Genomic DNA, 19,510 nt, shown 5'->3' with positions numbered 1-19,510 from the left:
CCACATGCAGGAGATCCTTCGTTGCGCTCTGGATGACGGAATGTAGGGACGAGGGGGTAATCACCAGCCAAATTTCAGTTCTACGCCAATATAATCTGAATTTCGCCCACCAACTGCGCGAATTGCTTCGGCAACTTCAAAGTGCACGAACTCAAGCGCGCTGGCAAAATGGTAAGACATGAGCCAATCAAAACGAAGCTGGAAATAGCTTCCCGTATATTGGCCTCCCTCACCTGCTGTGCCGGGTACTGGAGTAAGTGGTTGGGTGTAAATTGCGTCGCTAGTGGTTTCTCGCCACAGTGCCGCTGCAGCTATCATGGTACTAAAGTTTGATTTAGGTTTTAGGGTCAATGAAGGTTTAATGTGAATGAAATTTGAGTAACCGGTATAACCAGCCAAAGTCACATAATAGCCGTTAGGAAAAAGTGGGTTAAAAGTACCAAGGGTGTTAACTCGTCGCTTGTGGTTACCAGAGGCTAAATCCACCTGCATGCCTATCCGTGGCTGCCAGACTAGATTCTTGAGTGTGTATCCTGAACGCGATCCAATTGCCCAGGCTAGGATTTTTTTATTGGCAATTACTCCTTTTTGCCCCATAAACTCAAAATCCCAATCAAATGCAGCCCCTTCCCCCACAAGACGCGCATCGATAATGGCTCGTCTTTCATTTCCCGATACGGAAATATAATGAACATTATCATGTGTATAGTAAGCAATATAGGAATTGATTTTCCCCAACCCCTGAACCTTTCGCTCAACGCGAAACCCACTAAAGGTATAATTACTCGAACTGTAATCATCAAAGGCACGATAATTCAGCGTCAGCACAGGCTGGCTATAGAATGAAATAACACGCCAGTCTCCCTTTTCATAGTCGCCCCAAACTGCATCGTAGGATTGACGTACGTTGGGACCGTCTCTCACAGAAACGAAACGTTGTAAGTCAAAGGCAAATTGCTGACGTCCCATACGAAGCTTGAAAACACCACCATTAATAGGTTCAACAGCCGCTATGAAGGCTTGCTCCAAATCTAATCGGTTTTGATCTACTGGGAGAATGATCGTTTTCCAGGGAGCAAAATCACTTTGCAACTGCACAAAAGTCTGGATTAAATCAGCAATGCGCAAATCGGCATGCACTTCTGTGCGACTCAGCAAATAAGACTGCGGCACACTCTTCCCAACACCAAAATTGACGGCATCATTGCTTTCAAAACGCTCACGGACATTAGCACCGAATGAAAGGTAGGTTTTGGGGTCTGATTTTGATAAAGGAATATATTTTAAATTATCAAAAGGCTGACGAGGAACTCGAGGATCAGCTAATACTGACCAATCCTCTTGCCAGCGATTAAACATAATGTCTGGGCGTTTAGGTATTGCTGATTCCGTGCCTGCTATAGCTAAGGAATAACCGAATAGCAGGCAACAAATAACGGCAAGAATATTCACTATTATTTTGCAAACTGATGGACTTCGGCAATATAGCCTCCAGGAAATCTAATCATCGCCGAGATTCGTTTTCCTGAAGAATAAGGCTGAACAAGAATCTCCGCGCCAGCGGTTTTAGCCTTAGCCAAAGTGTCTTGTAAATTGCCAACCTCATAGCCTGTTAACTCACGTCCATAAGGCCAGATTAAATGGCCATTAGTTACAAGAACCAGCATTTTTCCATAGCCTGATTCTATGGCAATACGCCTGTAAGTAGTTTCAGTTTGACCTACTTCGGCACCAGGAGCCTGTTTTTCATCCTCAACCACTTTTCCTTTTGAAAAATTGAGAAAACTATTTAGAAAAGGCTCGACGCGATCAGGGGAAACATAGACACGATTTTCTGGAATAGTCGTCAAGGGCTCATAGGAAGGCGCTGTAGTATGCCAATAAATTTGCATATTTACCCCACCTGGCCATTGAATAATAGCATCGCGGCCGATGGGATCAGGAAAAGGAGCCACAATGACATCAGCACCTGCGCTACGAGCAGCAGCAATTGCCTGATCAAAATCGCTCACCAGATAACCTGTACGCTCGAGGCCAAAAGGATAGGGGATTGGGGTTTTAAAACCAAACACGGAAATTGTTCCGGCTGGCGTTAATGCCAACTGAGACATGGTTTGACTTGGGGTGGGCGTTACCTGAAAAACACCTTGTTTTGAGGCCTTACCGCCAAAGGTAGCGATAAAACTACTAACAAAGGAGTCAAAGTCTTCAGGGGCAACATAGACATGGGTTGTGTCATATTGTGGGCCTACAGCAAAACTATTATTTTGTGCAGTAGCGGTGGTAGCGGCAGCACCGGTTGACCATTCAATAGTTAGATTACTTTGTGCGGCAGCTGTAGCCGTTGACCAATGCAGAACTAAATAGAGGAGGCAAGTACTAATTCCAATGTTTTTCATTTTGCTATTCCTTGCATAATTAAATCAAACGCCTAAGTATAGTTATATTATCTTGATTAAAACAAATGGCGTTAAGGGTGAACCAGATTTAAAAACCCTCATCCGCCCTTCCCAACGGCTAGGTCGCTCAAGATAGCGGTGCAAAATCATAATACTCAGCAAGATGAGTTATCAGCGTTCTGATTTTAACTGGTAAATGCCTTGTATATTGATAGACGGCATAAACAGAAAAATCGTCTTCTTCAAACTCTTCCAGAACAATTTCCAACAATCCCGCGTCAATCGACTTGCCAACGATAAAGGTAGGCAACAGCGTGATACCACAGCCGCTTAGTGCAGCCTGATGCAAGAGATCACCATTATCAGAAAAAAAATTCCCAGAAACTGGCTGCCAGACTTTCCGCTTATCAATCATAAAAGGCCAAGACTTACCCTCAGCTAAGTTCAAATAGCTCAAACAAATATGTTCCTTTAATGCTTCCGGTGAATTAGGTTTGCCATGTTTTGCAAAATATTGCGGACTAGCACAGACCACTCTGCGGCAGGAGAGTAGTTTCTTAGCTATCAGAGTGGAATCGTTTAAAGAACCTGAGCGGATGGCTAAATCATAGCCCTCTTCCATCAAATCCACATAGCGATCAGACAAATAGGTTTTAATTGTCACCTCTGGGTGTTTAGCTAGATAAGACGCTATTGCCGCGCCTAAAAAATGCATACCAAAACTAAGGGGGGCGGCTAATTTGATGGTGCCAATTGGTTTATCTGTTTTATAACGGAGACTATTTTCAACCTCATCTAAATCATCTAAAAACTTTTGCACATAATCAAAATAGCTACGGCCTGTTTCTGTTAATGCAACCTTTCGCGTTGTACGGATAAGCAGTTGAGCACCTAAGAACTGCTCTAGATCTTTTATTCGTTTACTCACCACTGAATTGGCAAGATTCAGTTTTTTTGCTGCTGCTGCAAAGCTGCCTGTTTTGCCAACGGTTACAAAGGCCTCTATATTCGCTAACTTATCCATTGTTCTACTTTTTAGAATTAAGTTGTTCAATAAACGAATATTATCATTACCATGGAAATAATCTATAGTGTAATTAGGTTATAAAAAACCTAAAGCAGCAAGGAGAAAACCATGTTAACCAGAAGAGACAGAAATGAACGCGGACCAACCATGGCTGGCTGGTTAAACAGCAAGCATAGTTTTTCATTTGGCCATTATTATGATCCTAGACAGATGGGTTATGGCGTCTTGCGGGTTATCAATGAGGATAAGGTCATTCCAGGAGCAGGATTTGGTACGCACCCCCATAGTAATATGGAAATTATATCTTATGTATTAAAAGGCCAATTGGCGCATAAGGATAGTATGGGTAGCGGATCAATTATTAAACCAGGCGATGTTCAGCTAATGAGCGCAGGCTCAGGGGTTACTCACAGTGAATATAATGCGTCCAATGAAGAAGAGGTTCACTTCCTGCAGATTTGGATAATCCCTAAGGTCTATGACCAAAAACCTCGCTATCAACAACGAACATTCACGCCGGAAGACTTGCACAACCAATTTCGTGTGGTTGTTTCCCCTGATGGCGAAGAAGGCTCGCTAGAGATTAAACAGGATGCGCGCCTCTTTGTTGGTAAATTTGATGCAGGAAATAAAACGCGCATAGTGCTTAATCCTCAACTCAAATACTGGCTGCAAGTTGCCCAAGGCACAGCGACCGTCAATGGCGTGAAGCTAGTTGCAGGGGATGGATTAGCAATCGCCGAGGAGCAAAGGTTAGAAAGTATTTCTGAGAGCGACTCTGAACTTTTATTTTTTGACTTGCCCTAATGGCGATAAGCTAACTACATTTAAGTGGTAGGAATTTTTTAATAAACTCATGAACAAGGAATCATCATGGATAAGAAAATAGAGCTATTAACACCAAGTAACTCAGTATTGTTGCTTATTGATTATCAGCCACAAATGGCCTTTGGAGTCGTTAACATCGATAGGCAAACGTTAAAAAACAATGCGGTAGCTCTGGCAAAAGCAGCAAAAATATTTAAGGTTCCTACCATTTTAACCTCCGTAGAAACTAAAAGTTTTAGCGGTCTTTACTGGCCGGAATTACTGGATGTTTATCCCGATCATAATGTGATTGAGCGAACCAGCATGAATTCCTGGGACTCTGAAACAGTGAGGAAACATGTAGCAGAGACCAAGAAAAAAAAGCTAATCCTTGGCGGCTTATGGACAGAAGTGTGCATTAATATGTGCGCCTTTTCAGCCATGCAAGATAGCTATGAATTATATGTCGTAGAAGACGCCTGTGGCGGAACAAGCAAAGACGCACATAAATGGTCTATGGCTCGTATGGTTCAGGCTGGTGTTATACCGATGACCTGGCAACAGCTATTACTTGAGTGGCAACGTGATTGGGCTCACAAAGAGACTTATAACGCCACAATGGATCTTGTTAGAGAGCATAGTGGTGCCTATGGCATGGGCGTTGACTATGCTTATACCTTGGTGCATGGACAGCCATCAAGGGCAAAATGGCATGGGAAACTCATCAAATAATGCTATTCAAGGACAACTTAAATGGACGCAATCTACTTTAACGGGCTCTTTAAGGGGCCAGGAATTAACGGCAAAACAGTAACTGCTGCCGCAATTAACAATCAACGATTTGTTGCTTTTGGCCTGGATAAGGAAATTTTTCAATTAAAAACAGAAGCAACTCGATTAATTGACCTGCATAAAAAGGTGGTAATCCCTGGTCTGAATGATTCCCACATTCATCTTATCCGTGGTGGATTAAGCTTCAATATGGAGTTACGTTGGGATGGCATTCACAGCTTGAGTGACGCCCTACTGATGCTCAAGGAACAGGCCGCACGCACCCCCGCACCACAATGGGTTCGTGTGGTGGGTGGTTGGACAGAATTTCAATTCAAAGAACGGCGAATGCCAACCTTAGCTGAGATCAATGCAGTCTCACCGGATACACCGGTATTCCTGCTTCATCTTTATGATAGGGCTTTATTAAATCAAGCCGCTCTAAGAGCGATTGGCTATGATAAAAATACCAAAGAATTGCCGGGTACCTTCATTGAGCGCGATAAGGCAGGAAATCCAACCGGCATGCTCATTGCCCATCCCAATGCCATTATTCTTTATTCTGCTCTAGCCCAAGGTCCCAAGCTGGATAAAAGCGATCAGATTAATTCTACTCTGCATTTTATGCGAGAGCTGAATCGCCTGGGCATAACCTCGGTGGTTGACGCTGGTGGTGGTTTTCAAAATTATCCTGAGGACTATGAAATCATCAACAACTTAGATAAGGAAAATAAATTGTCAGTCCGTATTGCTTATAATTTATTTACCCAAAATCCAGGAAAAGAATTAAAGGATTTTGAGCACTGGACCCAAACAACCCATTATCAACAAGGCAATGACTATTATCGCCTCAATGGTGCCGGGGAAATGCTAGTGTTTTCCGCAGCTGATTTTGAAGACTTCCAGCAACCAAGGCCTGATTTAGCTGCCTCGATGGAAACAGAGTTAAAGCCTGTTGTGCAGCTGTTAGCAGAGAGTAAATGGCCGTTTCGATTACATGCAACCTATAACGAGTCCATCGAGCGAGCGCTCAATGTGTTTGAGCAGGTTCACAATGAAGTGCCCATCGATAAACTCCAGTGGTTCTTTGATCATGCGGAAACAATTTCTGACCAGTCGATTGAGCGAGTAAAACAGCTTGGTGGCGGCATCGCTATACAGAATCGCATGGCCTTTCAGGGCGAGTATTTTATTGCGCGTTATGGCGATAAAAAAACGCAATATACGCCACCTATTAGAAAAATTCTGGAGGCCGGCATTCCCGTAGGTCTAGGCACCGATGCAACACGAGTTTCCAGCTATAATCCCTGGCTTTGTCTATATTGGTTGACTACAGGCAAGTCTGTTGGTGGGGCTACTTTATATCAGGATGACAATATCCTTTCTCGTGAAAAAGCGCTTGAATTATATACAAAAGGCAGCGCATGGTTTTCTAAGGAAGAAGCAAATAAAGGCTCTTTCCTACCAAATCAGCTTGCTGACTTTGCTGTTTTATCGAAGGACTTTTTCCAAGTTCCCGACGAGGAAATTAAATCGATTTATTCCCTAATGACCGTTGTTGGAGGTAAACCTGTACATGCCAGTGATGAGTTTTCCTCCTATAACCCGCAATTACCCCCTGTAAGCCCATCTTGGTCACCTATCAAATATTATGGTACTTATGGTGGTGATAAGGTGATCACTTCGATGCCTATGACCTCGCATCATCAACATCATGAGTCTTGTCAGTCTCATTCACATCATTGGATGGATTCATTTTCCTTTGGAGGGTGCTTTTGTTGGGCGTTTTAGTTCTAGACACATTCCGTTCGGGCTGAGCTGCTCAGGCCGAACGGATTCATAAAAGCTGGTCATTCCATTTTCGCAAGACCCATTCCAAAAAATCCTGCATTCCTCAATTTTCATTAATCCTCATCAGTTAAATTAAAATCATAGGCAATTACCGTTCTGCAGTAGGAGTCAGTCATGACTAAGAACGAATTAGAGCAAGATCTTGAGCTAAAGGAAAGAATGAGGAAGCTATCAGGGTTTCCCAGGAAATCAACTGACCAAGCGCTGCAAGATCTTAATGCAGCTAAAAATAAAGCAAGCAATGCGAAGACAATCACAGAGCTTAAGAGATCGCTTGACCATTTAAAAATGGCAATGCGACTTGCTCTCGAAGCAATGGGGAAAAGCAAGGGAAAAGAAAAACAACGCATCTACGGAGAAATCTGGCAAGCCCAGAAATTGCTTGGCGACAAAGAGAAAGTCTTAGCAAGGGCGACAAGAGCACCGGAACTTAAACCACTAGCGCCAAACCTTGCGGAAATGGGTGATGGGTGGCTAAAAATTCGTTGATAACATCAACATATACGACGTATTCTCTGCGAGAGGACTCCTTTTGTCCGTGCCAGAAGCAATAAGAAGAGCCTCTATTAAGACCATTCAAGGCAAAATCTAAAATAGTGGTTAGGCAATCTGCTACTTCTTGTTTGCTAGGGCTCTTAATCCGCTTAAAAGCAGTAATATGCTCACAAATTCTATAGCCTGTTTCACTGACTTTTTTATCGGATAAATTTCTTCCTCCACCCAAGGCCAGATCCCATTGATGCTCATTAATCCTTTCTGCAATATCATTTATTATTATTTGTGCCTTCTTTAAATAATCAGTATCTGATTTCAGAATCTGAAGCTTTAACTTGGCTATGTGCGCATTTTGTTGTTTCTGTTGCTCAAAAAGCTTATTGAATTTACGAGTACTATTATCTAGCGACTTAGCTTGCAAGGTTAGTTGCGCATCTTTATCTTTGAGTTGGTTTTCCTTTATTTGAATTTCGTGTAGCAAATTTTCATTAATAGCCTCTAGTTTTTTTGCTTGATTAACTTGTTCAGCAAGTTGATTTTGAAGTTTATCAATAGATTCGTATTGTTGTATTGCTTGAGCTAATTCTTGCGCTTGCTTTGTAATTGTTTTTTCCTGTTGTCCAATAGTTATTTCTGATTTTTTCAGATTTTGATTCAATCTATCTATTTCGTTGTCTTGAAGTACGATTTTACTGGGTAAACATTCGGAATTTTCTGCTAACTGATTAATTTTTTTAATGTTCACATATTTTTTCTTCAAAAGATCATACTTAATAACTAGATGACTAATTTGATCTTCAAAAGTGGTTAAGGTAGCAGGTAGTTGTTCTATCTCATTCAAGAGAATTTGAGATATGCTTAATTCACTAACAAGAATGTTTCCAGGTATTCCAATACAATAATGAGCTTTAATGTAAAACTTAAGTTTTTTAAATTTTAAAAGCTCTATTTCGGTTTCAGAAGTGGATGTGTTTATTAACTCATCTAGACTATTAATAGCAAATACAATACGTTGAACATAAATCTCGGTTTTTTCTATAGGTAATAATTCGTAAAGATATAAGCGTGCCTGATTAAATTCTTCTATTTTTTGGGGACTTGTAGAAACGTTGTCTTCCTCTAGTTTCAATTCCATTTTTTCAGCTAATATTGCGAGATATAATTCGAAATCTCCTCTATTTTCAAGTCTAAAATTTACAGCATCGGCATACTCTTCTTTTGCTAAAAATGAGTCAATTTTATTGGTTAATGAGGTGATTTTTTCTTGCTGCTCTCTTAAGATAGCTTCTTTAGTTGCTGTTTCATTTTCTTGATCCCTTAATTCCTTATAGATTTCTTGCTTAATAAAATTAATGTTGCGACGAAGTGCTTCTATTTCATATAGGTATTCTGCGTAACCTGGCGCTATAGGCGTCCAGTTTATCCTATCAACGAGGTTGCGCATATTTTTCTCTATCTCTAGTATTTCACCACGCAGTAACTTGGAACTCTGGGGCACTTGGAATTTCTCCTTAAATCTATTTTAGTTAGGATCAAGCCTGTTCAAGAAGAGTGCCATTCTCTTTAGTTTCTAGAGCTAACACTGGTGATATTCTTTTTTTGAAAAAACATCTTAATTTACAAGTCAGCAGTTATATTACGGTATATATTTTATACAACTTCATTTGATTGTGAGTACCGTAGAGAATACGGTAGTGGTTTAATTTATTTCATTCAGGTTGTTAATTGCTCTTATCCATAACTGACGTTAAGTTAAGGGCATTTGTCATTCCCGCGAAGGCGGGAAACCATCTCTACATTGGCACAGTGCTTAGCCAGAAATAGTTTCCCGCCTTCGCGGGAATGACAAAACCTTCCTTAACTTAACAGCAGTGAGGGTTGGGGAGAGGGCACACACAGTGTCACAAGAATCTATCTTTCAGTCCTTAGCCAGGCGATATCACTAAAATTGCACGGCCATCCCAGCACCGAGATAATTCTCAAAATTTCCTATTAAACCGCTCAATCGTTTGCCAACTTCAACATCAACCGTCATATTCTTCGCTAGAAGATAGACCAAACCAAACTGAGTAGCATAGCCACTACCTTGACCTACTCCCGTTTTGCTCTGCCCATAGACTTCACCAAATAGTTGGAGCTTATCACTCAGGGACCAAGTCAAAAAAGCATCTGGATTTAAAGAGGCAAACCGGTGGCCACCGCTTAGCTCTGATTCTGTTTGAGAGCTATAACCAAGCTGGCAGGTAAAACTTAAACTATCGCTAAAATTGTAATTATAAATTGCATTCACTATTCCCCCTAAGCCTTGGCTCCCATAATTTACAGAGCCAGACGGAGGAGTGACTAAAGTATCAAAGGTTAGTAGCCATTTTTCAGTGTAATGAAGTATGTGCTTATACCCTATCCCAGTTGGGCCTAAGCCAGACGATGGAGCCTCCGATTGATGAAAATAATTTGGCAAAAATGCAAAAAGTTCATTTTCCTTTGGTAAGCCAACTCGGAATACCATCGAGGGAAATTGCTGCGAATGGCCACTTCCAATTTGCTTCTGCAGCTGAAAACCGCCTTCAAAAATCGCATGCCCTACCCCAACCGTACAAGGACTATCAGCAATTGTTGGTCGATCGACTACAGCAAGCATCGCTTGTGGACCCCCACAAAGACTTACTGACTCTGCAGCGGAGTTGGAGAAGACAATGATCATCAAAAACAAAAAACATCCTTGCGTCTTAACTTTGTAATAACTCATAAACTTATTCCTGTGCCTCTCCATGCGTCAGCGATTTACGAATACCGTACAGTACTATGTAATTAAAAGCTCCATCAACTGAGATTTTGTTGAAACCCCTAATTTCTCTTTGAGATTAGAGATATAAAACTCTACCGTGCGTGGCGATAAATTGAGGTATTTCGCTATTTCTTTCGCTGTTTTTCCCTTAACGTAATATTGTACGCAGTCTGTTTCGCGCGGAGATAGTGGGACGCCATTTATCGTATTGGGAAGCGCTCTATTCTTGACCGCCTTTGTACCATAATTTAAAAACTCATTTTTCGTAAGCGCTGTTAAGGTCTCAGCTAAGGAATGCTCATCAACAACGACCGTTACCCCAATAACCCCAGCGACCTTATAGTGCAGATCGTACCAGGGTTTAAGAACAACCAAACAACGGAAAAAACTCTCATCTTGCAAACAGACTTCATTATTAAATATCTGCATTGTTTCCGTTTGCATTGTTCGCTTTTGATCGACCATGAGCTGGTGAAAAGAATCTTCTGAAAGAGTATGATCTGCTTCTCCTCGCCCAAGCGCTTGCTTAATAGACTCATACTTACAAGCATCTACCGCCATCTGATTAAGATTTTCAATCGCATGGTATTTATTAACAAAATAAACGCTGGAAGGTAGCTTTAAGAAATCAGCAACGCTATAGGGAGAGATAATTCTCTGCTCATCCTTGTCTTGATTAACAGAGTCGGGGTGAATTAACTGAATACCTGAGCCGACTGGCTTCATGATCAATTCAGAGCTAGTATCTTGCAGATTATTAAATGACATAGTAAAGACCTAATTATTCAAAAGAATTAATATCACTCCCAAAGAACTTCCTTCATTGTGCGCCCCCTCGGGGCGCTGGTTTGAAATTCTTTCCTGTTATTTGCTTCCCAGAAGCTAGATTAGATAGCTTAACCTCTGAGATTTCATAACTTCAACTCATTGAAGCACTTAATACCGTATTTTATACGGTACTTCTAATTTTGTTAAATATTTATTCTTCATGACCAATGTTGAACTAGTTGCGGAAAACTAAAGCAATAAAATTCCAATCAGTTTTGGAGATAAAAATGAAGCGTGATTACCCTGACAAAAGAAATTCCCCCCCTGGAAAACGACATACCTCCGATATAGCCCCCTCGCCCTACCAAGCCATAAAAGACTGCGAAAAAGAATTACGCCGCTTATCTATAACCGCTAAAACTAGCAAGACCTTGCAAGCACAAGATGTGCAGGCATTACAGCAAATCTTGAATGCCTTCTCTGCTTTTTGGGAGGATAACAATAAAGTGAGGGGCTGGTTACACAACCCCAAAAGTAACCCTTATTTCTTATTTAATAATCTTGGGATACTTAGCCGAGCCCAGCTAGTCTTAGGCATGCAACTCAACTGGCCGTATCTATCTACTCAACCGCTTGCTTAAGTCAGATGATGTCGACGCTCGATCCATAGGTAGCAGCTTGTATAGCTTAGGCGTATTGGTAGAGAGAGGACATATACAAGGGAACATCGATGCAGAAATCCTACAGCAATTGCTTACGCGCTTGCCTAAATTGGAGGGTGTTGATGCCCAAGCCATTAGCAATAGCCTGGATGGTACAGCACACTTGATAGACAAAGGGCAATTGCATGGCAAGATTAACGCCCTAACCCTAGAGAATCTACTTAGCTTGATGACGGGTGCCGAGGATCTTAGCGTTTTCAGCATTGGTTTCGCCCTGCATTGCTTATCTCGCTTAGCAGAGAAATAACAGTTGCAAGGAAGGATTGATACACAAGTATTATGCGATTTATTAGGTTTAATACCTGGTCTCAATCATGTAATACCTCTAAATATTAGCAACAGCACTCACGTCTTAAGACGCATGGCAGAGAATGGGCAATTGCGGGAACTATCGATGCTCTAACTCTTCGCATAGACCGACATCCAGAGCAGGAAGATGAAATTGTCAAATTACAGGAAAAGCTGATTATGGAAGGCCACGCTCAAAGAGTACCCCTCCGTTCATATTTTAAAGACTAGCCGCAGTGAGCCAACGCAGCTAATCAACCTATTGAAAATTCATATAAACACTCTGGAGCTAAGCAATAATCAGCGGACAATTTTGCTTCCCATCAGAGTCCGCGAATCTTGGTTGGGTATAAAACTATCGCTCAGCCAAGGTAAAATTCAAAGCGCAGTGTATTTCAACAGCTTAGGGGATTCAGAAGAATCCCAAAATTTCCGGCACAGACTAATCCAAGCATTACAACAGGCCAATTTGGTGCCCGCAGGATTTAAGTTCCAACAAAATAATAAAGAATTAAAAAACCCCGACCCGCAGGCCAGCGGCCCCTTACTTGTCGAAAATATGGGATGTGACTTATCTGCACACTATTGGAAGGAAACGTCTAAACACAACCAACTTAGGTTTGTCAAAAAAATACGCAACTATCATCATAGAATTATGGAAAACAACCAGTTACCACAGTCAGTTGACAGGTTGGTATCAAGAGGCACTCATCTGAATGCCTTCTTTCACAATCCCAGCAACGGTCTCAATAACAATGCACTCCCAATACAGCCTTGTGCCCACTACTGTTAAGTTAAGAGCTTTTGTCATTCCCGCGAAGGCGGGAATCTATTTCTAGCTAAGCACTGTGCCAATATAGAGATGGTTTCCCGCCTTCGCGGGAATGACAAGATCTTCCTTAACTTGCCTTGTGCCTCGCCCTATATCGTTTAAGACTTAGTAGTACCGTACATTTTGCCTGCAGTGAAATCAATGGCGACACAGGGTTCATTGCCTACTACCCAAGCATTATGACCTGGTGGAATGAGAGCGACCTCACCAGGTCCAACTTCTTTCTGTGTTCCATCATCCATTACAATCACCATACGACCTGAGATCATGTACATGAAATGTGGCGCTTCGCAACTTTGGGTACCTACTGTTGGTTTCACACATTCAGACCATTTCCATCCAGGCTGGAAGATAGCACGCATAATGGTTGTTTCACCAAAATTAAGTACTTCAATTCGAGTTTTTGGCAATTCACGGAGTTCTTCAGGCGCATCAAAACTTTTCATTTCCATTTTGGCCATGATTTTTCTCCTAAAGGGTATATTCCTAAAGGGTATATTTAGTATAGCACTGCCTATGGAGTGAGTTTTTTGCAGGTGAAGGCGTTTGTATAACAAGTGGCTGGCACGGCACTAAAAGAGAAGCATCGAGATTTTGCGTCTAAAAGCGCATTATCTGCTAATCGATAAAAACTGCCGACCCAAAGATATCCGAGAGAATCCAAGGCCTTACACTGCCACCAAGGTCGTATTGATTGACCATTAACTAAGGCATCGCAATATTCTTGCGAAACCTTACAGGTCCCCGGGCTTTTACTCTCTTTTTTACATAAGCTCATGGCATTATGCATTGAGGATCCTTCACTGCTGCCATAGCCATTGAAGCTTGTGTCCCTATCATAGGAATCACATTGCCAAACCACTATCTGGGTAATACTTACTGCCGCTTGCAGTGAAGGAATCCATAGACTAAGCAGAAAAACCAATATTCCTTTAGATACATGCATGATGCTCTCCCTAAACGTCTTGAGCGCCAGAATCATTAGATAAAAAGCCCCAATAACTAAAGTGTAATCTAAATAATTAATTATGCTTTGAAATAGCACTGCTCTAGCGGTTGTTCAATACAAACTGTCCCATAGTTTTTATTTATTCAGCTATGATTAAATAGAATAAATTTTATATGAGAGCCCAGGATATGCCCGCAAAACGCCAGCAAGATCCAAACCCTACATTAGGAGCATTGAGCCTATCAGCCTTGGGTATCGTTTTCGGAGACATTGGAACAAGCCCTCTTTATACTTACAAAACAGTGATCTTGCTCGCAGGCGGAGGAACACCAGACGTCAGTGCCATTTTAGGTTCAGTCTCGTTGATTATCTGGACCCTGATAATAGTTGCTTCGATTAAGTACATTAACTTTGCTTTAAGGATCGATAACGATGGCGAAGGAGGCGTTATTGCCCTAATGTCCCTTCTATGTTTAAAGCTAAAAAAAAGACCCTTTATTATTGCCTTTGGCCTTATGGGGGCTGCTCTTATCTATGGGGATGGAGCGATTACGCCAGCTATTTCCGTGCTTTCAGCCATAGAAGGAATGGAAATTTTTTCTCCATCGCTTAAGTATTATGTTTTGCCTACAGCAATTACTATTCTTATCTTCCTTTTTGCAATACAACCCAAGGGTACCGCGAATATTGGCTCTGCCTTTGGCCCTATCATGGCTCTGTGGTTTTTAACTATTGGTGGTTTAGGCGCATGGGGAGTTATACAGCATCCTGCTATTTTAAAGACGATCAATCCAATCTATGGTTTAAGCTTTTTATTGTCTAATGGTGTAACAGGATTTCTTATTCTTTGCGGAATTTTTCTTTGTGTAACCGGAGCAGAGGCTTTGTACGCCGATCTTGGGCATTTTGGTGCCTCCCCCATTCGCTATGCTTGGTTTGGCTTAGTGTTCCCAAGCCTTATTCTTAATTACTTAGGTCAGGCAGCTTTGGTTTTGGAAGGCGCATCAACGCAACACAATATTTTTTATATGCTATGCCCAAGTAGTTGTTTATTGCCCTTAATAATCCTTTCTACTGTAGCAACAATTATTGCCAGCCAGTCGATCATTACCGGAGCATTTTCGATGACGAGGCAAGCGATGCAGTTAGGCTGGCTGCCTAGATTAAGAATCACTCAAACCTCATCAGAAGGCTATGGGCAGATTTATATTGGCATTGTTAACTGGCTTTTAATGCTAGCAACACTTGGGCTCACTATTGGATTTGGTAGCTCTGCAAAATTAGCTGCCGCTTATGGTATTGCCGTTTCAACCACTATGCTCTTAACAACCTTTCTATTGTTTATTGCGCTACGTGAAGTCTGGAAGTGGAATATCATCCAAGCAGGGCTTGTTGCCGGATTATTCTTGATTGTGGACACATCCTTTTTTACAGCTAACCTCACCAAATTTACCAATGGCGGTTATTTACCCATCACCTTTGCAGTCCTAATCTATTCCATTATGTCTATTTGGCACAAAGGCTACCAAACCATTGAAATCAAGCAAAAGGAGAAAAGTATTCCTGTTGATACCTTTCTGGAAACCATTCAAAAAGAAAAGGTCGCAAGGGTGGCTAAAACAGCCGTTTTTCTTACATCCCGAGATCAGGATATTCCCCCCGTTATGGTTTGGCATGTAAAGAAAAATCATGTGTTGCAGGATAAGGTTATTATTTTAAAAATTAATTATTTATCGGTTCCTAGGTGTAAACGTAATGAGAAGATACAGATTGTAGAAGTAGCAACGGGTATTTGGCGTGCCGTGGCCAACTATGGTTTTATGGAACATCCTAATATTCCTAACGTGTTAAAAAACTTGCAGGCACAGGGCTATGACATCAATATCAAAGACATTACTTACTATCTTGGTCACGATACAGTAATGATCCGACGCAATAGTAACGCTCTATTAAAGTACTTTAAGGCTATCTTTGCTTTTATGCATCGGAACTCCCTGCCCATGAGTGATTATTTTCATCTTCCGCCAGAATCGGTATTTGAAATAGGCCGGCAGATTGAAATTTAATCTTTGCACACCTCAAAACCATCCGCTTGAGGTAATGGATTACGACGGGGTAGGGTGACGGCCTGAACGGATACCCTACTCTTTTGATCTTTAAAAATATTTTGACAGATCGCTGTTTGGCATCTCATCAATTGCCTTGGCGAACCCACTTAATAATTCAGCTGTTTCAGTTGATTTGCCAAAAACTGGCTCTCTCAACCATCCCCAAGAGCCACGTGGACGTTCTAAGATATTTAATATCTCTTTGACACTATCTGATTGTTTTTCATTGGAGGACTTAGAGAGTTCACTCAGATATTCCCCTATCATATCAATGGGGAGTCTTTTGCATTCCTCTAGCACAAAATTAATTGCCTTAGATTTGAGTTTACTATCTTCATCTTTTTCATTTGCCAGGCTGTTTGCCTTTTTCTCTAATTCTTTAAAGGGTTCAAAACCTGCAAGCTTATCATCTGTATCAGGATCAAGAGGAATGTCTTCAAGCTTATCTGAGGCAATTTTAAGTCTTGCAGCTAAAACTTGATGAGATTGTTGTTGATCTTCTCGGGCTATCTTCCAAAATTGAGATAAAGTATAGTGCCCTTCCGGCGCATAAAGACGGTTATCCCTTACTTTTTCCATAATATAGGCTTTGTTCTGAGGACAATTCTTCCATAACGCGTTGAGCTGTCTTAATGTGTTGAATTGGCCATCATAATTATCCAAAAAAAGATCAATTACCTTTTTACTTAGATCGGCAGATGGAATAGTCGGTAGTAATTCTTCAAACACAGTTAAAGACATCGGAGTATCTTTATTGCCATATTTTTTAAGAAGAATATTAAAAAGTTTTTCTTTATCATCTTTAAAAAATGAAATTACCTTTACTGCATCGAGATCAAGCTTTTCCTCTAAATAATCAAGAATTCTATCCTCATTCTCAGGATCCTCTAATTGGTGCAGACTAAATTCCTCGCAATAAACTAATGACGTCAAGTAGTTACGTTGATGGAAAACCTGCATAACCCCCAGCCAACTTCTTTGCGGAAAGAAATGAAGAATCTTAACTAAGGCAGAGCCATTCGTCTGGAAAATGGAGTGTTCATTTACATTCGGTTCTTTTGCTTGACTTATTGATTGAAATAATTCAGTTAACTGAGTAACGATAGTATTGATATCATCCATGGTGTACGAAGGATCCTTTGATAAAAGGGTTTCAATAGAAGATTTTAATTCATAAAACTCAATTTCTCGGTGTATTAAGACGGTTTCTTTAAGGGATTCTTCATATCTAGAAAATGCCATGACAGTTCTTTATAAGTAGCTTCTTATTAATTATATCAATATAAAATTAATACTATATTAATTAACCAAATAACAGAGAGGTGACGGGGGGCGTAATAGAGATAGGCTTAAAAAAGCGTCAACCGGCCGAGCTTTCGCGTTTAAAACGAGAAAATGCAAGACTTATCGAGCAACTCAGTACCTTTGGGGCAAATATCAGGAAAAACTTCGAACCAGCCCCCCCTCATCCGCCCTGCGGGCACCTTCGCCCCAAGTCTGGGGCGAAGGGAAAAATGAGGGTAATGCTTTCTTAAAAAAGTGGAGCCGTTTTTTACATAGAAGGCGGCGCATTATCCAAATTGGAATCCAGCACTTCTACCTGATTTACTGCAGCTTGACCCGAGCGGACTAGAATCAAAATTCCAGCACTTCCTGCCAACCCTGCGGTAGCCAAAACCATAGGTAATACCGCACCCACTTGCGCAATAAGACCGGTGAAAACTGAGGTTAAACCAAAGCAAAGTGCCATCACCGAACCAGTCACCCCCATGACCCATCCTTGCTCATTTTGATCCACTTGATTAGAAAAAATAGTCAACAAGACTGAATAGGCAACCGATAAGCTGACGCCAATGAACAGGGCACAAACCCAAGCAACCCATTCTTGATCCACAAGCAGAGTCACTAAGACCAAAAGGGCAGTAATTATTAATCCTATAATCACAATTGGCTCAAAGGAAAAACGTTTAGTACAAAAGTTAACGATATAGCCGCAACCCAGACTAAATCCAAGCCCCATTATCGCTAAGAAAAAAGAATTTTGCATCGTTGTGTAATGATAAACCTGCGATAAGTACAAGGAGATAAATGAAAAATAATTTGACCAACCGAAAATCATAACCAGCAAGACAATAGAATATTTTTTAATTGCATCATGCTTAAATGCAGACATGAAGATATGCATAGCATGGTGCCATTGAATGCTTATTTTAGTGCTAGTCTTTTTCGCAAAGGTCTCTTGAAAAGAGCCTTGTAATAAAAAGGCATTCAATAAAGACAAAGCAGCAGCAAAATACATCGGTGTTTCAAAATCAAACCAGGAGACAAGTTGGTTATTTGAAAGCAGGCCACCAAAAATAGGACCAAAAACAAAGCCTAAGGAAACGGATAACAAGATCAAGCCAATATTACGAGCCTTTTGCTCATCAGGACTAATATCAACAATTGCCGCTTGAGCTATCGGCTGACTCCCTGAGGTGAAACCAGCGATAATGCGTCCTAGAATAAGTAACCAAAAACTATGAAGCAAAATAGCAACCGCCGATAAGGAATATCCCAGAAAAGCACCAATCAGACAGATTAATAGCGATTTTTTGCGCCCCACATTATCAGATAAATCACCTAGAATCGCCGCACCAAAAAACCAGCAAATCATGAAAATGCCAATGGTTAAGCCATAATAGAAACCTCGAAGGCCTATGCTAGTATCGACAGATAAAAACCCAGCTTGAGGCTCTATCAGAATGGTATTTAATATGGGGAATAATAATCCTAAGCCCATGCCATCAATGAACAACACCAGAAAAAGAGGGAACATAGATGATAATGATTTGTTTTTTTGCATGATTTAAACCTAGAGAATAGAGCGTCAATTAAGTTATCTTTTTCGACAAAGTCGAATTATACCACAAATTTGCAAAATTTCTGGCTATTAGCTGCCCTTTTGGCTTCTTATGGTACAATGAGCGCCTTTTAACAACGATGCTTTTTGAAAATGCTTAAAGAGTCAAAAAATAAAACCATCCCCCAGGGCCTATCCACAAGATTAGCACTGGAGTAGAACCCTATAATTTGATATTAATTCGCTTATGTACAATATCTAATAGGCTGGAACCTAGTATTATGAGTTCTTTAAGCCCATTAAATTGAATGTAGGTATGAAGGCTTACGAGTATTAGACTATGCAAATTTGGATCGATGGTGATGCCTGCCCAAAGGCGATTAAACAAATTTTATTTCGCGCAGCAGTAAAACGCCAAATAACCGTCATTATTGTTGCCAACCACCTAGCTACAATTCCTCCTTCATCATTCATTAAACGGGTGCAAGTAGAATCGGGATTTGACAAGGCGGATAACTATATTGTCTCAGGCGTAGCCCCCAAAGATTTAGTCATTACCGCCGATATTATTTTGGCCGATGAGGTGATTTCAAAGGATGCTTTTGCTCTTAATCCACGGGGAATGCTCTATACCCCAAACAATATTAAACAAATTTTAACGATGCGACATTTCAATGAATCGCTTAGAGAAAATGGCCTTATCCGGAGCGGCTTAGATGCTTTAAGCGCAAAAGAAATTCAAAGTTTTTCCAATCAGTTGGATAAGATTATTAGACTTGGAAGGCCTTAGTATCTCTGTGCTCCCAAAGACGTACGTCATGTCGAACGTAGAGAGACATCTCCTGAGTGTGGCACTGTGCTAA

Annotated in this window: 18 protein-coding genes; 8 read left to right on the top strand and 10 right to left on the bottom strand. The window is 41.0% G+C overall.

The window, feature by feature from the left end:
• Nucleotides 1-60 precede the first annotated feature (60 nt).
• The 3 genes from BN1094_RS03685 to BN1094_RS03675 form a co-directional block, all read right to left on the bottom strand.
• On the bottom strand, nt 61-1,452 hold the full coding sequence (locus tag BN1094_RS03685) for an alginate export family protein (RefSeq protein ID WP_245614159.1): 1,392 nt from the start codon (nt 1,450-1,452) through the stop codon (nt 61-63).
• Nucleotides 1,453-1,454: 2 nt separating this feature from the next.
• Complete coding sequence (locus tag BN1094_RS03680) at nt 1,455-2,399, bottom strand: glyoxalase (RefSeq protein WP_176695253.1); 945 nt, start codon at nt 2,397-2,399, stop codon at nt 1,455-1,457.
• A gap of 127 nt (nt 2,400-2,526) precedes the next feature.
• A complete protein-coding gene (locus BN1094_RS03675) occupies nt 2,527-3,423 on the bottom strand; it encodes a LysR family transcriptional regulator (protein ID WP_043873012.1) in 897 nt (298 codons plus the stop codon).
• A 111-nt stretch (nt 3,424-3,534) separates the two neighbouring features.
• Between BN1094_RS03675 and BN1094_RS03670 the strand changes: the two genes are divergently transcribed.
• The 4 genes from BN1094_RS03670 to BN1094_RS03655 all read left to right on the top strand — a co-directional run bounded on the left by BN1094_RS03670 (nt 3,535) and on the right by BN1094_RS03655 (nt 7,344).
• Nucleotides 3,535-4,233 (top strand): pirin family protein, encoded by a 699-nt coding sequence (locus BN1094_RS03670; protein ID WP_043873011.1) that lies wholly within the window; start codon nt 3,535-3,537, stop codon nt 4,231-4,233.
• Between the two features lie 66 nt (nt 4,234-4,299).
• Complete coding sequence (locus BN1094_RS03665) at nt 4,300-4,965, top strand: hydrolase (protein WP_043873010.1); 666 nt, start codon at nt 4,300-4,302, stop codon at nt 4,963-4,965.
• Nucleotides 4,966-4,986: 21 nt separating this feature from the next.
• On the top strand, nt 4,987-6,795 hold the full coding sequence (locus BN1094_RS03660) for an amidohydrolase (RefSeq protein ID WP_043873009.1): 1,809 nt from the start codon (nt 4,987-4,989) through the stop codon (nt 6,793-6,795).
• A 174-nt stretch (nt 6,796-6,969) separates the two neighbouring features.
• Nucleotides 6,970-7,344, top strand: a complete 375-nt coding sequence (locus tag BN1094_RS03655) for a hypothetical protein (RefSeq protein ID WP_043873008.1) — start codon at nt 6,970-6,972, stop codon at nt 7,342-7,344.
• On the opposite strand, the gene BN1094_RS03650 is transcribed toward BN1094_RS03655, so the two are convergent.
• From BN1094_RS03650 to BN1094_RS03640, 3 genes are all read right to left on the bottom strand, one after another.
• Entirely contained in the window at nt 7,286-8,794 is a 1,509-nt protein-coding gene (locus BN1094_RS03650; RefSeq protein WP_141650415.1) for a hypothetical protein, read from the bottom strand. The two genes, BN1094_RS03655 and BN1094_RS03650, sit on opposite strands and share 59 nt — an antisense overlap.
• Nucleotides 8,795-9,292: 498 nt before the next feature.
• Nucleotides 9,293-10,099, bottom strand: a complete 807-nt coding sequence (locus BN1094_RS03645; protein WP_052403115.1) for a transporter — start codon at nt 10,097-10,099, stop codon at nt 9,293-9,295.
• A 54-nt stretch (nt 10,100-10,153) separates the two neighbouring features.
• The gene (locus BN1094_RS03640; protein WP_043873006.1) at nt 10,154-10,906 is read right to left on the bottom strand and encodes a helix-turn-helix transcriptional regulator; all 753 of its coding nucleotides are present in this window, start codon (nt 10,904-10,906) and stop codon (nt 10,154-10,156) included.
• Between the two features lie 287 nt (nt 10,907-11,193).
• On the opposite strand from BN1094_RS03640, the gene BN1094_RS03635 reads away from it, so the two are divergent.
• Both BN1094_RS03635 and BN1094_RS03630 read left to right on the top strand, forming a co-directional pair.
• A complete protein-coding gene (locus BN1094_RS03635) occupies nt 11,194-11,547 on the top strand; it encodes a hypothetical protein (RefSeq protein WP_043873005.1) in 354 nt (117 codons plus the stop codon).
• A gap of 37 nt (nt 11,548-11,584) precedes the next feature.
• Nucleotides 11,585-11,875 carry a hypothetical protein gene (locus BN1094_RS03630; protein WP_043873004.1) on the top strand — a complete coding sequence of 97 codons (291 nt, stop codon included), beginning with the start codon at nt 11,585-11,587 and terminating at the stop codon, nt 11,873-11,875.
• Nucleotides 11,876-12,846: 971 nt separating this feature from the next.
• On the opposite strand, the gene BN1094_RS03620 is transcribed toward BN1094_RS03630, so the two are convergent.
• Together BN1094_RS03620 and BN1094_RS03615 are read right to left on the bottom strand one after the other, a co-directional pair.
• Nucleotides 12,847-13,209: a cupin domain-containing protein gene (locus tag BN1094_RS03620; RefSeq protein ID WP_043873002.1), complete on the bottom strand. Its 363-nt coding sequence runs from the start codon at nt 13,207-13,209 to the stop codon at nt 12,847-12,849.
• A gap of 53 nt (nt 13,210-13,262) precedes the next feature.
• Nucleotides 13,263-13,694: a hypothetical protein gene (locus BN1094_RS03615; RefSeq protein WP_043873001.1), complete on the bottom strand. Its 432-nt coding sequence runs from the start codon at nt 13,692-13,694 to the stop codon at nt 13,263-13,265.
• 191 nt (nt 13,695-13,885) lie between these two features.
• Between BN1094_RS03615 and BN1094_RS03610 the strand changes: the two genes are divergently transcribed.
• Nucleotides 13,886-15,763, top strand: coding sequence for a potassium transporter Kup (locus tag BN1094_RS03610; protein WP_081935069.1), 1,878 nt, complete (start codon nt 13,886-13,888; stop codon nt 15,761-15,763).
• Nucleotides 15,764-15,853: 90 nt separating this feature from the next.
• Here BN1094_RS03610 and BN1094_RS03605 read toward each other — a convergent pair whose 3' ends face one another.
• Entirely contained in the window at nt 15,854-17,047 is a 1,194-nt protein-coding gene (locus BN1094_RS03605; protein ID WP_043872999.1) for a hypothetical protein, read from the bottom strand.
• A 310-nt stretch (nt 17,048-17,357) separates the two neighbouring features.
• On the bottom strand, nt 17,358-18,650 hold the full coding sequence (locus BN1094_RS03600) for an MFS transporter (RefSeq protein ID WP_043872998.1): 1,293 nt from the start codon (nt 18,648-18,650) through the stop codon (nt 17,358-17,360).
• Nucleotides 18,651-18,987: 337 nt separating this feature from the next.
• On the opposite strand from BN1094_RS03600, the gene BN1094_RS03595 reads away from it, so the two are divergent.
• Nucleotides 18,988-19,437, top strand: a complete 450-nt coding sequence (locus BN1094_RS03595) for a YaiI/YqxD family protein (RefSeq protein WP_043872997.1) — start codon at nt 18,988-18,990, stop codon at nt 19,435-19,437.
• Nucleotides 19,438-19,510 lie beyond the last annotated feature (73 nt).

The organism is Legionella massiliensis (genome assembly GCF_000756815.1).
Classification (GTDB): Bacteria; Pseudomonadota; Gammaproteobacteria; order Legionellales; family Legionellaceae; genus Tatlockia; species Tatlockia massiliensis.
Note: the sequence above shows the minus strand (reverse complement) of the source record. Positions and strands in the feature narration are given on the sequence as shown.

What these genes read in the sequence shown, in the direction of transcription:
- BN1094_RS03600 (WP_043872998.1), bottom strand. Translation starts at nt 18,650, where the DNA reads ATGCAAAAAAACAAATCATTATCATCTATGTTCCCTCTTTTTCTGGTG.
- BN1094_RS03595 (WP_043872997.1), top strand. Translation starts at nt 18,988, where the DNA reads ATGCAAATTTGGATCGATGGTGATGCCTGCCCAAAGGCGATTAAACAA.
- BN1094_RS03650 (WP_141650415.1), bottom strand. Translation starts at nt 8,794, where the DNA reads ATGCGCAACCTCGTTGATAGGATAAACTGGACGCCTATAGCGCCAGGT.
- BN1094_RS03635 (WP_043873005.1), top strand. Translation starts at nt 11,194, where the DNA reads ATGAAGCGTGATTACCCTGACAAAAGAAATTCCCCCCCTGGAAAACGA.
- BN1094_RS03615 (WP_043873001.1), bottom strand. Translation starts at nt 13,694, where the DNA reads ATGCATGTATCTAAAGGAATATTGGTTTTTCTGCTTAGTCTATGGATT.
- BN1094_RS03660 (WP_043873009.1), top strand. Translation starts at nt 4,987, where the DNA reads ATGGACGCAATCTACTTTAACGGGCTCTTTAAGGGGCCAGGAATTAAC.
- BN1094_RS03610 (WP_081935069.1), top strand. Translation starts at nt 13,886, where the DNA reads ATGCCCGCAAAACGCCAGCAAGATCCAAACCCTACATTAGGAGCATTG.
- BN1094_RS03640 (WP_043873006.1), bottom strand. Translation starts at nt 10,906, where the DNA reads ATGTCATTTAATAATCTGCAAGATACTAGCTCTGAATTGATCATGAAG.
- BN1094_RS03670 (WP_043873011.1), top strand. Translation starts at nt 3,535, where the DNA reads ATGTTAACCAGAAGAGACAGAAATGAACGCGGACCAACCATGGCTGGC.
- BN1094_RS03645 (WP_052403115.1), bottom strand. Translation starts at nt 10,099, where the DNA reads ATGAGTTATTACAAAGTTAAGACGCAAGGATGTTTTTTGTTTTTGATG.
- BN1094_RS03680 (WP_176695253.1), bottom strand. Translation starts at nt 2,399, where the DNA reads ATGAAAAACATTGGAATTAGTACTTGCCTCCTCTATTTAGTTCTGCAT.
- BN1094_RS03675 (WP_043873012.1), bottom strand. Translation starts at nt 3,423, where the DNA reads ATGGATAAGTTAGCGAATATAGAGGCCTTTGTAACCGTTGGCAAAACA.
- BN1094_RS03620 (WP_043873002.1), bottom strand. Translation starts at nt 13,209, where the DNA reads ATGGCCAAAATGGAAATGAAAAGTTTTGATGCGCCTGAAGAACTCCGT.
- BN1094_RS03605 (WP_043872999.1), bottom strand. Translation starts at nt 17,047, where the DNA reads ATGGCATTTTCTAGATATGAAGAATCCCTTAAAGAAACCGTCTTAATA.
- BN1094_RS03655 (WP_043873008.1), top strand. Translation starts at nt 6,970, where the DNA reads ATGACTAAGAACGAATTAGAGCAAGATCTTGAGCTAAAGGAAAGAATG.
- BN1094_RS03665 (WP_043873010.1), top strand. Translation starts at nt 4,300, where the DNA reads ATGGATAAGAAAATAGAGCTATTAACACCAAGTAACTCAGTATTGTTG.